13 protein-coding genes are annotated in these 14530 nt (G+C 63.7%); 5 read left to right on the top strand and 8 right to left on the bottom strand.

Annotated elements, in window-relative coordinates:
- The first annotated feature begins 65 nt into the window (after window positions 1-65).
- Window positions 66-470, top strand: coding sequence for a response regulator (locus tag OCK01_RS02730; protein ID WP_182829087.1), 405 nt, complete (start codon window positions 66-68; stop codon window positions 468-470).
- Here the strand turns inward: OCK01_RS02730 and OCK01_RS02725 are convergent.
- The 4 genes from OCK01_RS02725 to OCK01_RS02710 all read right to left on the bottom strand — a co-directional run bounded on the left by OCK01_RS02725 (window position 433) and on the right by OCK01_RS02710 (window position 4826).
- Complete coding sequence (locus OCK01_RS02725; RefSeq protein WP_263822589.1) at window positions 433-1458, bottom strand: sensor histidine kinase; 1026 nt, start codon at window positions 1456-1458, stop codon at window positions 433-435. The genes OCK01_RS02730 and OCK01_RS02725 overlap by 38 nt on opposite strands.
- Window positions 1451-1903, bottom strand: a complete 453-nt coding sequence (locus OCK01_RS02720) for a response regulator (protein ID WP_182829089.1) — start codon at window positions 1901-1903, stop codon at window positions 1451-1453. Before OCK01_RS02720 ends, OCK01_RS02725 begins: the two co-directional genes overlap by 8 nt.
- Window positions 1896-4091, bottom strand: a complete 2196-nt coding sequence (locus OCK01_RS02715; RefSeq protein WP_263822588.1) for an ATP-binding protein — start codon at window positions 4089-4091, stop codon at window positions 1896-1898. The genes OCK01_RS02720 and OCK01_RS02715 overlap by 8 nt, the downstream gene beginning before the upstream one ends.
- 96 nt (window positions 4092-4187) lie before the next feature.
- Window positions 4188-4826, bottom strand: coding sequence for a hypothetical protein (locus OCK01_RS02710; RefSeq protein WP_263822587.1), 639 nt, complete (start codon window positions 4824-4826; stop codon window positions 4188-4190).
- A gap of 299 nt (window positions 4827-5125) precedes the next feature.
- Between OCK01_RS02710 and OCK01_RS02705 the strand changes: the two genes are divergently transcribed.
- A complete protein-coding gene (locus tag OCK01_RS02705) occupies window positions 5126-5521 on the top strand; it encodes a response regulator (RefSeq protein ID WP_263822586.1) in 396 nt (131 codons plus the stop codon).
- Here OCK01_RS02705 and OCK01_RS02700 read toward each other — a convergent pair whose 3' ends face one another.
- Complete coding sequence (locus OCK01_RS02700) at window positions 5522-5710, bottom strand: hypothetical protein (protein WP_263822585.1); 189 nt, start codon at window positions 5708-5710, stop codon at window positions 5522-5524.
- A 309-nt stretch (window positions 5711-6019) separates the two neighbouring features.
- Here OCK01_RS02700 and OCK01_RS02695 point away from each other — a divergent pair, with 309 nt between their 5' ends.
- The gene (locus OCK01_RS02695) at window positions 6020-7522 is read left to right on the top strand and encodes a phospholipase D-like domain-containing protein (protein WP_263822584.1); all 1503 of its coding nucleotides are present in this window, start codon (window positions 6020-6022) and stop codon (window positions 7520-7522) included.
- Window positions 7523-7581: 59 nt separating this feature from the next.
- Here OCK01_RS02695 and OCK01_RS02690 read toward each other — a convergent pair whose 3' ends face one another.
- On the bottom strand, window positions 7582-8520 hold the full coding sequence (locus tag OCK01_RS02690) for a lysylphosphatidylglycerol synthase domain-containing protein (RefSeq protein ID WP_263822583.1): 939 nt from the start codon (window positions 8518-8520) through the stop codon (window positions 7582-7584).
- A gap of 62 nt (window positions 8521-8582) precedes the next feature.
- Here OCK01_RS02690 and OCK01_RS02685 point away from each other — a divergent pair, with 62 nt between their 5' ends.
- Window positions 8583-9335, top strand: coding sequence for an endonuclease/exonuclease/phosphatase family protein (locus tag OCK01_RS02685; protein WP_263822582.1), 753 nt, complete (start codon window positions 8583-8585; stop codon window positions 9333-9335).
- Here OCK01_RS02685 and OCK01_RS02680 read toward each other — a convergent pair.
- A complete protein-coding gene (locus OCK01_RS02680; RefSeq protein ID WP_263822581.1) occupies window positions 9328-11094 on the bottom strand; it encodes an SLC13 family permease in 1767 nt (588 codons plus the stop codon). The two genes, OCK01_RS02685 and OCK01_RS02680, sit on opposite strands and share 8 nt — an antisense overlap.
- A 267-nt stretch (window positions 11095-11361) precedes the next feature.
- Between OCK01_RS02680 and OCK01_RS02675 the strand changes: the two genes are divergently transcribed.
- On the top strand, window positions 11362-11664 hold the full coding sequence (locus tag OCK01_RS02675; protein ID WP_263822580.1) for a DUF2934 domain-containing protein: 303 nt from the start codon (window positions 11362-11364) through the stop codon (window positions 11662-11664).
- Between the two features lie 175 nt (window positions 11665-11839).
- Here the strand turns inward: OCK01_RS02675 and treY are convergent, their stop codons facing one another.
- Window positions 11840-14497 (bottom strand): malto-oligosyltrehalose synthase, encoded by a 2658-nt coding sequence (gene treY / locus OCK01_RS02670; RefSeq protein WP_263822579.1) that lies wholly within the window; start codon window positions 14495-14497, stop codon window positions 11840-11842.
- Window positions 14498-14530: the final 33 nt, after the last annotated feature.

Raw genomic sequence — 14530 nt, 5'->3', positions numbered from 1 at the left:
CCGCCAGCGGCGGGCCCAGTGTCCGGCCGCGCCATAAACGCAAAAAGACGACATGGAGTGTGGTGATGAGTGGGTTCAACGGCGGTCTCAGGGGGCGGCGCGTGATGGTTCTCGAGGACGACGTTCTCATTGCCATGGATATGGAGGATTTTCTGCTCGGCCAGGGCTGTCAAGTCGTCGGGCCGATCTCCAACGTCGAATCCGCACTCGAGAAGGTGGAGACCGGCGGGCTCGATGGCGCCGTCGTCGATCTCAACCTGCGCGGTGAACTGTCCGTGCCCGTGATCGAAGCGCTGAAGTCGCGCGGCATCCCCGTCATCGTCTGCAGCGGCTATGCCGAGCTTTCGGGCGTCCGGGACATGCTCGCCGATGTGCCCATGGTGACCAAGCCTTGTGACTTCAACGCCCTGTCGAAAATCCTGGCCGACAGTTTCACTGCGGCCGCAGCCCCTCAGTCAGCGGAAAACTGAGCACGCAGCGCAGGCCGTCCCGGCCGAAGTCCATCATGGCGCGACCTTCCAGCTCGTATTCTATCAGGCTGCGGATCAACCGCGATCCCAGCCCGCCCTGACCCGGCGCGGTGATGGCGGGCCCTCCCTTCTCGACCCATGTGAAGTGAAGCAGCGGCGCGTCGCCCTCGCGCGGCTCCAACGTCCAATCGACATCAACCCTGCCATGCTGCGACGACAGCGCGCCGAATTTGGCGGCATTCGCGATCAGTTCGTGAAACGCCATGGACAGCGACAGCGCGATGCGCGGGCTGATGCGCACATTCGGCGACATCTCCACCACGATCCGCTTTTCGAGATCGTCGAAGCTGGCCGCGGCGCGGGTCAGCACGTCGAGCAGGGCGGTTTCATTCCAATTGTTTTCGAACAGGAGCGCGTGCCCATCGGCGAGCGCGGTGACGCGAGCGCTCAGGCTTCTCTCGAAATCCTCGACGGTCTTGGCGACGCGCGCGGTGCGTCGCACGAGCGACAGCATCACCGCCATGTTGTTTTTCACGCGATGGCTGAGTTCACGCACCAGGATTTCGCGCTGCTGTTCGGCGTGACGCCGGCGACTGCGCTCATTTGCTTCCGCAAGCGCGCGTTCGACGGCCGAGGGCAGTCGGTTCAGCCTCTGTTTCAGAACATAGTCGGTCGCGCCGCGGCGAAAAGCGTCGATCGCCGCGTCCTCGCCGAGCACGCCGGAGACGAAGATGAACGGTGTTTCAGGCGCCTGCGCCACCACGACGTCCAGCGCGGCCATTCCATCGAAATCCGGCAGCGAAAAATCCGACAGCACGAGGTCGTAACGGCCGTTGGAGAGCGCATCGACGAAGGCCTGCCTCCCGGTGGCGATCGTCAGCGTCGGGCGCGGTTCGACGCGGTCGATCTGTTCGGAGATGAGTTCTGCGTCGATGACGCTGTCCTCGAGCAGCAATATGCTCGCGATCGCGGCGGTATTCTCAGTCATGACGGCGATTTCCCGGTGGTGGTTCGTTGAGGAGCGCCCAGAAGACGCCGAGATCTTGGATCGCCTTGAAAAATTCGTTGAACTCGACCGGCTTCACCACGAAGGCGTTAACGCCGAGTTCGTAGCTGCGGATCAGGTCCTGTTCTTCGCGGGACGAGGTGAGCATGACGATGGGGATGTGGCGCAGCCTGTCGTTGCTCTTGACGCGCTCCAGCACTTCGAGACCATCGACTTTGGGAAGCTTCAGGTCGAGCAGCACCACGGTCGGATCGCCAGGCGTGCGCTCGGCTTGCACGCCTTCCCGGAACAGATAGTCGATCGCCTCGGCGCCGTCGCGCGCGATGACGATCTCGTTGGCCAGCTGACATTTTTCGAGAGCGGTCAGCGTCAGCTCAAGATCCCGCGGACTATCCTCCACGAGCAGAATGGGCCGAAGTTCAGGCAAGTTTCCTGTCTCCTTTCGGATTTGTCGGCAAACGGAACTCGAATCGCGCTCCGGCGTCGGGTTCGCCGGTGGCCGATATTTCACCGCCATGCCGTTCGATGATGCGGCGTGTCAATGCCAGGCCGATGCCGGTTCCCTCGAAATCCTCCACGCGCTGCAGGCGCTGGAAGACGCCGAAGAGCTTGCCGTAATAGGCCATGTCGAAGCCCACGCCGTTGTCGCTGACGCTGAACGTGGAGATGTCGCCGATGCGCTGTCCGGAAATCTCTATAGACGCTTCGGCGCGCGGGCGGGTGTATTTCACCGCGTTTTCAATCAAATTGAACCAGGCCTGGCGGAGGAGACCCGGATCTCCATGCGCCGGCGGCAGGTCTCCTATCGTCCAGGCGATCTTGCGATCCTCGAGGGAAGGCTGAAGGCTGCGCACGACTTCGGCCACCAGCTTGTTCATGTCCACCGGTCGGGAGGCCATCGCCGTTCGACCGAGCTGGGAGAAATTCAGGAGATCGTCGACCAGCCGGCCCGCCGCCATGGCGGAATCGGTGATCGTGGCGAGGTAGTGCCGGGACTTTTCATCGAGCCCCGGCGTTCGCTCGCGCAGCAGCTGGGCGAAGCCGACGATATGGCGAAACGGCGCACGCAGGTCGTGCGAGACCGAATAGCTGAAAGCCTCCAGCTCCTTGTTCGAGCGACGCAGTTCATCGCTCAGTTGGGCGAGCTCCTCGGCTTTCTTGAGCACGATGTTGATGATCGCGGCGCGCAACGCCCGGGCCGCCTCGACCTCCGTCATGCGCCAGGGGGCCGATTTGCCGCGCACCTGTTCTTTCCAGGCGTCGAACGAATGGCGGGGGTGAATGCGTCCGTTTTCCGACACCGTCTTGTGGGGACGTCCGCCCCAGGTGACGGTCTGGACCACTTCCGGACGAAACCAGATCAGCCAGCTATGATGCAGTTCCGACACGCGCAGCGCCATGACGCCGCTCGCGACCTCGACCATTTTTCCGTCTGTATCGAAGATCTCCGACAAACGGTCGGTGACGACGACGTCACCGTCGTCGCGCTCCGACAGCCAGGCGATGAGGCGCTTGATGTCGCCGAGGGGCGGCACACGGCCGACGGTCTTGACGTCGTCGCCGTCCTCAACGATCGCGGCTCCGCTCGCCGAGACGAAGGCGAGCAACTGGTCGGAAGCCCGCAACAGGCCCTCGCTCCAGGTCGCCGCCGATGTCGTGGCGCCGATCAAATGGCCGTGGACGCTGGCATGCCGGGCGCGCTGGGACGCGTTTTCGGAATCTCGTTGCGAGGCGATGCGGATCGCCAAGGATTGCACGGCGAAGTCGCAGGCGTCCCTGAGCGCCGGCGACACATAGTGAGCCGCGCGGCTGTGACAGGCCACCAGACCCCAGAGCTGGCCCGAAACCATGATCGAGATCGACATGGACGAGGCCGTGCCCATGTTGCGCATATATTCCAGATGCACCGGCGAGACGCTGCGGATCTGCGAGAAACTCAGGTCCAACTGGTCGCCGGCGTCGGGATGCAGGGCGGCGAGATCCACCGGCGTATAGTCGATATCGGGAATGATGCGCGTGCGGTTCAGGGCGTAGAGACGACGGGCCTGCGCGGGAATGTCGTCGGCCGGGAAATGAAGGCCGAGATAGGAGGGCAGGGCGCCGGAATTCCACTCCGCCAGCACCTGGCCATTCCAGGCCTCGTCGAAGCGGTAGACGAGGGCGCGATCGAAACCGCTGAGCTGCCCGACGAACCGCGCCGTCGCCTCGAGCGCCGCATCGATATCGGCCCGGGAGGCGAGCAAAGGCGCGAAGTTTGCGAGATGCGACAGCAGTTCGTCGGTCGCATCACCCGACAGAGGTTCGAAATCGACGATCGCGACATCGCCGCTGCGATGAACGAAAGCCGTGCACCCTGCCTTGGGCAGGGCCTTGCGCAGCGTCTTTTCCTCCCCGCGGCGCCAGGAGCCGATCGCGTCGCAGAGATCCGCCATGGCTCCCGTTGTGAAACTTTCTCTCTCTGGCCGGAACTTCAGTCTGGACTCGAAGTTCCGTGACGCCCAGAGCGGCGTCGAAGAGGTCATGTCGAGCGCAACCAGGGCCCCGTGAGGCTGGATTGCGCCCGGTATGTGTATGGGCTCGCGCGCACAGGCGTCGAGATCGGCTTGGGATGTCAACGTCGCCCGCTCCTTGTCGCGCCGAACGGCGCCGTATTGATCGTTTTCAGGCCGCCAGGGCCCTCCGGTAATGTCTTCGATGTCTTCATCGTCGGTTTATCGGGCCATCCAGCCATCGTTGCCGCGGCCATGGCCGCGATTGCGCATGGCCTCGGCCATATGCGCCTGCGGAGCGGAGGATTTTGCCTGTTCTGCGGCGCGATCGAACAACTCCGCCAGCCAGGCGCGATCAGGCTCGACCGCCGACAGCGCTCGTTCTATCCGTTCTACGGCCGAACTGTCGGGCTGGATGTAATCGGGCTCTTCCATCGCAACCGAAACCGCCTGGACCCGAAGCCTTGCTCCCACGCCGTCCTGATATTGCGACAGCAGCAAGCCGACCAGTTTGAGCTGATCGCGGATGCGCGCGCGCGGCTCGTGCGCGATCAATCGCTGAAACGCTTCGATCATCTCGCGGCGCGTGGCCGGCAATTCCGCCGCGTCGAGGATGTCATGGCCGATCGGATGGTCGCGCAAATCGGCAAGAAAACGGACGACGAGCGTTCGCGCCTCGGCCAGTTCGCTTGAAGATCTCTTTGCGCCGTGCATGTCACCGAAATAGGTCATTCTCTCTGCCTGTCGTGTCATCAGGCGATCAACGCCGGATTGAGCAAATAGTTCACTGTCAGTCATTCCGCTGTTGCTCATCCTCAGTTCCCATCCGATCTTTCTTAACTGCAACGGCCTGAAGTTCAAGCGTGGCTGGGAAATGCGGTGGGTTCGTGGTCGCCACATCAATATCGATAGCAATCAAGCAGGCCCTGCGCGCTGAATGCCGCTGTCATCGGATTGATCGAGCTCTGCAGACATGCGGCGCAGGAGACGTGAGAAGGCTAAAACGCCGGTTGCCGGAGAAGACTTCTTCATGTCGTCGCGGGGGTTGAGGTTGGACCGTTCGGCGTTTAATCAGATCCCGGAGGTGTTATTTCCTTCGCCTAAGAACTGTCCGCAGCATCCAGGCGTATATGCTGTCGAGTGACTAGAAAGCATGCGCTATGGATCCCGCACGAGACGAGGCGAGAGACTTGTTCAACGGCAAGACTCTGCTGGTAATCGATCAAGATTTCTTTCTCTCCGACCAGACGCGGCGGCTGGTGGAGGGCTGGGGCGGCGCATTTGTCGTGGTCGGCTGCGTTGCCGAGGCTCACGAATTTTTGAAGAGCCGGCAGGTCGACGCCGCAGTCATCGATATCGAATTGGAAACGCGCGACGCGTTCCTCCTCTGTGAACGGCTGGACGCGCTCGGCATTCCCTTTATATTCGCCTTCGGCGACAGCGCGCCGGACGCGGTTCGCGCTCATGGCGGCTTTTCGCTACGGGGGGCGGTCGACGCGTTGATCGATGTCGGGCATGGCCTCTTTCGTCGCAGCGCCGTTCCGCCGGTTCACTGATCAGCCGACGCCGCCGTCCGCGTCGCTGCCGACGCCATCCTTGTCGACCAGAGCGCCAGACCCTGGCGTCTTTTCATGATCGGTCAGATCCTGGCGCGCATGCGGCCCTTCCGCCGGACCTTTTTTCGACTTGTCCTTTACGCTCGCCGTCTCGTCGCGACCTTCGATGTCTTTCTGCGCCGTGCTCATCATCCGCTCCTGTTCGATTGCCGCGATCAAACGTGAAGCGCTGCATTTCTGTTCCCTGCCGCCACTGCTTCACGATCTTTTCGACAAACGGCCGGAACCGAGCGGAAGCCCTGGTGTTGTCCGTGTGCAGGAGAGAACCTCACGCGATCCTCTCGATCTCCTGCGAAAGGGCCGCTCCCCGGACGGAACGCTTGGCTGACCTCCGGAGCGTGAAGCCGGCGGAGCGGCTTCTTTGCGGAGAGACAACGGAACAAGTCGGCGGCTGCCGTGTTGATCCGCATCAGTCGCATGCGGATCAGGGGAATACACATGCCGAACCCGGACTACATTTCGCTTAACAAGGATCAGATCGTGAAAGTCGGCGTCAACGCGTGGCGCGCGGCCGTAGCCGAACGCGTCGGCTTCATGGTCGACGGCGCGGCTTACTTCACCGCGCTCGACGAGGCGTTGCGCCAAGCGCGCCGAACGATCTGGATCGTCGGCTGGGACTTCAACCCCGACATCTATCTGCGGCCAGATCGCCCGAGCGAGACCTTGGGCGAGCTGCTTCGCTCGCTCGTGGAGGCGAACGGCGACCTGGAGATCCGAATTCTCGTCTGGGCCATGGGGCCGATCTATTCCGGCAAGTCTCTCGCCTTGTTTTCCGAAAACAGTTGGTCGGCGCATCCGCGCATCCATCTGCGCTTCGACCGCCGGCATGCGATCCGCGGCTCCCATCACCAGAAATTCGTGACGATCGACGATCAACTGGCCTTCATCGGCGGCATCGATCTCACCCACAAGCGCTGGGACGACCCTCGCCACGATCCCGACAATCCGCTGCGCGTCACGCCGTCAGGCGAGACCTACGAGCCCGTGCATGATCTGCAGGCGGCGCTGTCGGGGTCTGCGGCTGCGATGATCGGCGATCTCGCCAGACGCCGCTGGCGGCACGCCAACGGCGAGGATATTTCGCCGGCGCCCATCGAAAGCACCGACGCCGTCTGGCCGGGGAGCGTCTCGGACGACTTCGGCGGGTGTGAGGTGGCGCTCGCCCGCACGGAGCCCGGCATTCGCGGCCGCAGGAGTCGCCGCGAGGCGATGCGGTTGACGATGGACGCGCTCGCCTCCGCGCGGGATTCGATCTATATCGAAACGCAATATCTCGCCTCCTTCGAGGTCGGCCGACTGCTCGCCAAACGCCTTGCCGAACCCGACGGGCCCGAAGTGGTGGTGATCGTGACGCGTCTTTCGCATGGTTTTCTCGAGAAGATCATGATGGGAGCCAATCGCGACCGGTTGATCCGCCGTCTGAAACGCGCCGATCGCCATGGTCGCTTCCGCGCCCTTTATCCGGTCGTGCCGGATCACAGGGGCGGCGAATGCGACATCCTCGTCCACGCCAAGCTCGTGGTGGTCGACGATCGTTTCATCCGGCTCGGTTCTTCCAACCTCAACAATCGTTCCGAGGGCCTGGATACGGAATCCGACATCGCCATCGAGGCCGAGAACGGCGCATGCAAGGGCGCCATCCTGTCGTTGCGCGATCGGCTGATGGCGGAACATCTGGATTGTTCGGAGCAGGACGTTCGCGCAGCCGTCACGCGGCGCGCCAGCCTGATCGGCGCGATCGAGGAGTTGAACACCAAACCGCGCGGGCTGCGCATCCTGGCGGTCGACGCCGAAAAAGGCCAGACCGGACCGGTGTTCGGGACCGGCATGGTCGATCCGCGCAAGCCCTTCACGCCCATCAAGGGCGCCCGGCGGCTCTGGGACGCGCTCATGGGGCGGCTGACCAGCCTGGTCGCGCCGCAGGCGCGCAAGGACATGTAACGGAAACGCCCCGGCGGCGATATGCGACCGGGGCGTTTGGGTGGAGGACGGATAATGGATTATTCGGCGGCGGCGGGTTGATAGCCCGCCGCCTTCTTTTTCAGCAGAAGTTCGCTCATCGCCAGCAAGGCGAGGCCGAAGGCGAGCGGAATGAAGTAGTAGACCACGCGGAAAGCGATGACGGCGGCGATCGACGAGGCGCCCGGCAGGATATGCACGATCGTGGCTTCCAGCACGCCGAGGCCGCCCGGAACATGCGAGATGATCGCGGCGATATTGGCGGTGATCGAGGCGGCGGCGACCTTCAGATAGCTCGCCGGAGCAAAGGCCGTCAGCATCTGGTGCAGCGCGGCGGAGACGAAGGAGAAGTTGATCGTGCCGACCGCCACCTGCGCCAGCGCCAGCCGCATCGGCGGCAGCTTCATGCTCCAGGAGCGAATGCGCAGCGGTTTGCGCAGCACGGCGCAGAGCACGAGGTAGACGACCGGGAAGACGGCGAAGGCCGCGGCCAGCATGCGGATCGTGCTCGTATCGAGCTTCATCATGTCGCCGGCGTCTTCGGGCCGCAAAGCCATGCCGATCGATCCCAGCGTCGACAATCCGAGCGCGACGGTCACACCGCAGAACAGGATGATCTTGGCCACGGCTTCGCCATCGAGGCCCCAGCGGGAATAGAAGCGATAGCGCACCGCTCCACTCGACAGCGCCGCCACGCCGACATTGTGGCCGATCGACAGGCTGACGAAAGACGCCAGCGCAGTCTGGCGGAATTTCAACGGTTTGCCGGCGTAACGCGTCGCCAGCCAGTCGCCCACGGCGAGACAGAAATAGGAGCAGGCGGCGAAGCCCAGGCCGATCGCCAAATGGCTGACCGGTATCGAGGCGAGCGTCGTAAGGATTTCATCAAACGAATATTGCCGGAGCGTTCGCACGAGAAGGTATATCGCGCCGAGGATGGCGAGGACGAAAATGGCGCGCGCGAGATATTTGAGAAACATGGACCGCCGGTCTCCTGAAGTGTGGGAAGGGAACGAATCCGGCCGCAATGGGTTCCCCCGGCATGCTTACGCCGAAGGACATTCCCGCCCGGCGCGTTTTGCGCGCGCTCACCTATAATGTGCATAGCTGCCGTGGTTCGGATCGCCGACACGATCCGGAGCGCATCGCCGAGGTCATCGCCGAGAGCGGCGCCGAGGTCATCGCGTTGCAGGAACTCGATGTCGGTCGCAAGCGATCGGGCGGCATAGATCAGGCCGAGGTGATCGCGGCTCATCTGAAGATGCGGTCTCATTTCCATCCGGCGCTTCATGTCGAGGAAGAGCGCTATGGCGACGCGCTGCTGACGGCGCTGCCGTCGACGCTGCACCGCGCCGCGGCGCTGCCGTCCCGCGGCGAGCCGCGCGGCGCGTTGTGGATCGAGATCGACGTGGACGGCCGGAAGCTGCAGGTGTTCAACACCCATTTCGGCCTGTCCTCGGCGGAGCGGACCTTGCAGGCCGAAACGCTTCTCGGTCCCGGATGGCTCGGCCATGAGCGCTGCCGCCGCGCGCCGACGCTGCTGCTCGGCGATTTCAACGCGGTTCCGAGTTCGCGCGCATTCCAGGTGATTTCACGTTCGATGACAGTCGCCGCGCCGCGCGGAGAGGGTCGTTGGCGGGCGACGTTTCCGGCGCGATGGCCGCTGCTGCGCCTCGATCATGTCTTTCACAACAATCGGCTGAAATTGATCGACGCGCGGGTGATCGATACGCCGCTGGCGCGAAAAGCCTCCGATCACCTGCCGATCGTCGCCGACTTCGAACTGCTCAGCTGACCGGCCAGACCCAGAGCAGCATCGGAACGCTCACGATCACCACGATGAATGACAGGGGCAGACCGAGCCTCGGATAATCGCTGAAGCGGTAGCCGCCGGGACCCATGACCAGCGTATTGCACTGGTGACCGATCGGAGTGAGGAAGTCGCAGCCCGCGCCGATCGCCACCGCCATCAGGAAGGCTTCCGGCTTGTAGCCGAGCGTGGTGGCGAAAGACGCGGCGATGGGCGCCATGACCAGCACGGTGGCGGCATTGTTGAGGAACGGCGTCACCGCCATGGCGGTCACCAGAATCAAGGTCAGCGCGCCCCAGGACGGCATGGTATGGGCGAGTTCGCCGAGATTATGGGCGAGGATTTCGCTCGCGCCCGACGTCCTCAGCGTATCGGCGACCGGGATGAGCGCCGCGAGCATGATCAGGATCGGCCCGTCGAAGGCTTTGTAGACATCGGCGAGCGGAATGACGCCGAAAATCACCATGGCCAGCGCCGAACAGAAGAAGGCGACGGGCACCGAGGCGATGCCGATCGCGGTCGCGCCCATGGCGGCCGCCAGAATGATCACCGGCAGATAGGCCTGGCGGGTGGAGCCCAGCAAAATGTCGCGCTGGGCGAGCGGCAGGCAGGCGAAATCCTGAAGCACGCTCGGCAGCGTGGCGCGGCTGCCCTGCAGCACGATGACGTCGCCTTCCTGCAGCACCAGTTCCGACAAGCGTTCCGACAGGCGGTGTCCCTGGCGGCTTACGGCCAGCAGATTGACGTTGCGCCGGTTCGACAGCGACAATTGCCGCGCCGACAGGCCGACCAACGAGGATTCTCGCGTCACGACCGCTTCGACGGAAATCAGGTCGGCGCGGTCCTTGACCAGCGCGCGGGATCCCTGCAGCTTCAGTTTCGCGCCGAGCACGGCCCGATCGAGATTGTTGGGGCTGCCTTCGAGAATGATCGTGTCGCCCGTATGCATGACCAGATCCGGAAACGGCGTCATGCGAGTATGGCCGCGTATCACGGCAGTGGCGACGATTTCGCGATCGCCATATTGCAGCAGGTCGCTCAGCGCCTTGCCGTTGATCGGCGACTCGTCGGTCACCGTCGCTTCCGTCGAATAGATCTTGCTGTCGAGCGATTCCTCGAGCGACGGGTTTTCGTTGCGCCGCTCGGGCAGGATCCAGTGGAAGAAGATCAGGAAGGCTGCGCCGACCACGGTCAGCGCCGCGCCCACCGGCGTGAAGTCGAACATGGTGAAGGTCTCGCCGGTCAACTCCTGGCGCAGCCGCGACACGACGATGTTGGGCGAGGTGCCGATCTGCGTCATGAGGCCGCCGAGCAGCGCTCCGAAACTCATCGGCATCAGATAGAGCGACGGCGATTTGCCGCTCTTGCGGGCGAACTGGAAGGCGGCCGGCATCATGATGGCGAGGGCGCCGATATTCTTGATGAAGGCGGAGAGGATCGCGACCGAAAGAATGAGCAGCGCGAGCTGCGCATGCACGGTCTGCAGGTTGGGGAAGAAGCGTTTGATGGTGAGATCGACGATGCCGGACCGTGCGACGCCGTAGCTGACCACCAGAGCCGATCCGACGATGATGACGATGTCGTCGCTGAAGCCCGAAAAGGCCTTGTCGGCGGGTACGATCCCGACGATGACGCTCAGCGCCAGAGCGCCGCAGGCCACCACGTCGTAGCGGACGCGATCCCAGATGAACACGGCCATCATGAGCGCGATGACGCCGAGAGCGAGCAGTTGGGGAGTTGTCATGCGTGTCCGATCCAGACCAATCGAGCTCAAGGCGTAAATGCGCGGGTCAACGCTGTCAATCCAGCAATGTTCCTGTCCAAAATCCGGCATTTTGCGGCGCCGCTGTTTCCATCTCGCACCTGCTAGCATATGCTCGATTCCACCTGGAGCGCATGAGTTGAGCGTGGAACAACTTCAGGCTTGAACCGTTAGCCGGCCGCGGCAGGCGGGAGCCGCCGCCGATAGCGACGACATCCTTTCAGAGCCCGACGATGGGGAGTTCACAGCATGACAGACACCAAAGAGGACCGTATCCGCAAGCGTGCTCACCAGATCTGGGAAGGCGCTGGACAGCCGGACGGTCTGCACGAAGCGCATTGGTCGCAGGCGGTCGCTGATGTAGAGGCCGAGGACGAGGCGGCGGCCAAGTCCGCCAAGCCGCGCGCCGCCAAGAAGCCGGAGGGGGCCGAAAAACCCGCTGCGAAGAAACCGGCCGCCGCCAAACCCGCCGCGGCCGCCAAGAAGTCCGACGAAGCGACGTCCGCCAAAAAGCCTGCGTCTCGGAAAACCAAGGAAGCCCCTGCGGCCTGATTGGACCACTTCTCAATCGCATTCCGCCGCGGCGCGCCCACGCCGCGGATCGGGCCACTTGTCGGCGCGCCGAACGATTGGCGCTCATAGCGCTGTATTCCCAATAAGACCATGTCCTCACGCGAAAGGGGACCGCCCGTGACGGAGGTCCCCTTTCGTATGCTTGTCGTTTTCGTCACGGCCCCGCCAGAAGCACGGCGTAGGGCGCGTCGTCGAACAGATGATTTAGCGACACCGCTCCGTTTTCGACTGCGACAGTCTCCCCTGACGTCATCGACGTGAATGTGAGGCTCGCCAAGTCGGCGGGAAGAGGCAATGTGGCCTCGCGGAACGCAGCTGCGCCGTCGCCGTCGCGCATCAGGGCGAGCGGCAGGCGTGGCGCGACGACGATCAACGCCGTCTCTCCCATCATCCTGGCGAAAGCGACGGCATGGGCGCTAGCCGGACCTTCCACCGACAGGGGCGCGTAATGACCGTCCGCAAACAGTGCCGGAGCCCGTTTGCGGAGCGACAGCATGTCGGCGACCAAGCGGTATTTCTGTGTCGCGAGATCCGCCGCCGTCCGGGGCCAGCCAGGCGGCGCGTCGGATGCCTCCAGCGCCGTCAGCGCGTCGACGTCGAGCGGACGGCGATTGTCGGGATCGACCAAAGAGAAGTCCAGCCCTTCCGATCCCTGATAGATGTCGGGAATGCCGGGCGCGGCCAGCTTGATCAAGGTCTGGGTGAGACTGTTGATCAGACCGGCGCGGGCGAAGGGCAGGAGCGTCGTCTCGAAATCGGCGCGGAAGGCGGCGGCCTCCGGTGAGAACAAGCCGGCGGCATAGGCGAGGACGGCTTTTTCATAATCGTTGCCTGCGTCGGACCAGTTGCCGCGCAGTTTGGCTTCCCGCACGGACTTCTCCACATAGGCGAGGAAACGGTCGTGGAAGGCGGAGAGGCTGGCTTCGCTTTCGCCGTCTTCACCGAGCAGCCAGGCGCCGGCCAGCCCCTGATAGATCATCCATTCGACCTCGGGCTCCGGCGCAGGCCCATCCGGAAGCTGGACGACGCCGGTCGCATTCATCTTGCGCCAGCGCGAGACGGCGTCGGCCCAGACGTCGGGCGCTTCGGCGATCGCGAAGAGACGGGCGCGGGCGTCTTCGCCGCGCTTGGTGTCATGCGTCGAGGTCGCCGAAAGACCGTTCGGCTGGCGTAACGCGCGCTCCTTCATGCGGGCGTGAAAATGCTCGACGGAGCCGCCGGCGATGAAGGGGTCGCAACCGACTTCGTTGAGAGCGAGCAGTCGGTGATAGCGATAGAAGAACGTATCCTCGAGCGCTTTTGCCAGCAGGGGGCCGGTGAGATGCTGCATGCGGGTGCGGAAACGGACGGCGTCTTCGAGGTTTTCCGGTCGCATGTCGCCGCGTAGAATGGCTTGGAGACAGCGCAAATTGGCCGCGTCTGTCCCGTCGGCCTGGCGATAGAGGCGCTCGAAGATCTTCAGCAGCACATCGGCGTCCTGCGCGCGAAGGCCGGACTTCGAGCCATAGGTGCGATAGACCGGGAAGGCGGCGAGCAGCTCGCGCAGAGCCCTGCTCATGCCCTCGGGGTCCGGCGTCGAACAGTCTTCCTCGCAGGCGGCGAGATCCACGGCCATGCGCTCGAGCGCCTTGACCTCGCCTTCGAAATTGACGTCGATCATCAACTGGCGCGCCGTCCGAAACTCGGCTTGCGGATCTAAATCGCGCCCAGCGAGAGCAGAGTAGGCGCGATCGAGCGGCTCGAGATCGTCGGGCGCGAGCGCCAGCGCCGTGGTGGCGATCACTTCGTATCCGGTCGTGCCCTGCACCGGCCACTGCGCCGGCAACTGCTCTTCATGTTCGAGGATCTTTTCGACCACGAGATAGGTGTTGGGGCCAATGCGCTGCCGGAGCTTGACGAGATAGGCTTCCGGATCTGCAAGCCCGTCGATATGATCGACCCGCAGGCCGTCGACCACGCCTTTTTCGACCAGATCGAGAATGAGGGCGTGACTGTCCTCGAACACGGCCTCGTCCTCCACCCTGAGGCCGACGAGACCTGTGATCTCGAAGAAGCGGCGATAGCTGAGCCCGCTCGCCGCCTTCTGCCACTGGATGGGCGCCCAAGGCTGGAGCCCTACGATCTCGACCAGTCGTTCCGGCGACACCGCGCTGCGAAGCGCGGCGTTGAGATCGGTCGCCCCGGTGAGCGCCTGCCGCATCGCCTCGTGAAAGTCGTCGGAATTGTCGGGCCGGGCGGCGGCGGCGAGCGCCAGTATTTCCCGGAGGCCTGGACCCGACATGCAGGAGAGGGCGGCGGCGTAACTGCTCGGAGTGAGCGGATAGGCGCTGCCGTAAAAGGAAAAGGCCAGCACGCCCTGGTCTGCGTCGAAAGCCAGATGCGCTTCGTCGAGCCTTGCCGCCTCCTCGAGCGGCGTCGACAGGAAAGGCAGGGTCAGCCGCTGGCTCCAGTCGATGTCGAAATGACGGGCATAGGGGCTCTCGGCCCCCCATTCCACGACGCTCCGCCACCAGGCATTGTCGAGGGAAGCGGCGAGATGATTGGGCACGATGTCGAGAATGACGCCGATGTCGGCGGCGCGCAGCGCGTTGGCCAAACGGTCGAAGCCGTCGCGGCCGCCGAGGTCCGGATCGATCTCATTGGGATCGGCGATGTCGTAGCCATGGGTGGAGCCGGCGGCGGCGGTGAAAATCGGCGAGCAATAGAGATGGCTGACGCCGAGCCGGTTGAGATGGGGAACGAGATCGATGGCGCGATCGAAGGTCATGCCGTTGCGAAACTGCAGGCGGTAGGTGGCGGTGGGAAACGTCATGAAGCAAGGTTCCATTTCGGAGGGGCGCGGATC

The sequence above is a fragment of the Rhizobium sp. TRM95796 genome (genome assembly GCF_025779995.1).
Taxonomy (GTDB): Bacteria; Pseudomonadota; Alphaproteobacteria; order Rhizobiales; family Rhizobiaceae; genus Rhizobium_E.
This window is presented reverse-complemented; position numbering and strand designations above follow the sequence as displayed.

Coding starts and splice junctions, on each gene's coding strand:
- OCK01_RS02700 (WP_263822585.1), bottom strand. CDS start 5,710: ATGAGCACGGCGCAGAAAGACATCGAAGGTCGCGACGAGACGGCGAGC.
- OCK01_RS02675 (WP_263822580.1), top strand. CDS start 11,362: ATGACAGACACCAAAGAGGACCGTATCCGCAAGCGTGCTCACCAGATC.
- OCK01_RS02695 (WP_263822584.1), top strand. CDS start 6,020: ATGCCGAACCCGGACTACATTTCGCTTAACAAGGATCAGATCGTGAAA.
- treY (WP_263822579.1), bottom strand. CDS start 14,497: ATGACGTTTCCCACCGCCACCTACCGCCTGCAGTTTCGCAACGGCATG.
- OCK01_RS02680 (WP_263822581.1), bottom strand. CDS start 11,094: ATGACAACTCCCCAACTGCTCGCTCTCGGCGTCATCGCGCTCATGATG.
- OCK01_RS02730 (WP_182829087.1), top strand. CDS start 66: ATGAGTGGGTTCAACGGCGGTCTCAGGGGGCGGCGCGTGATGGTTCTC.
- OCK01_RS02690 (WP_263822583.1), bottom strand. CDS start 8,520: ATGTTTCTCAAATATCTCGCGCGCGCCATTTTCGTCCTCGCCATCCTC.
- OCK01_RS02725 (WP_263822589.1), bottom strand. CDS start 1,458: ATGACTGAGAATACCGCCGCGATCGCGAGCATATTGCTGCTCGAGGAC.
- OCK01_RS02705 (WP_263822586.1), top strand. CDS start 5,126: ATGGATCCCGCACGAGACGAGGCGAGAGACTTGTTCAACGGCAAGACT.
- OCK01_RS02685 (WP_263822582.1), top strand. CDS start 8,583: ATGCTTACGCCGAAGGACATTCCCGCCCGGCGCGTTTTGCGCGCGCTC.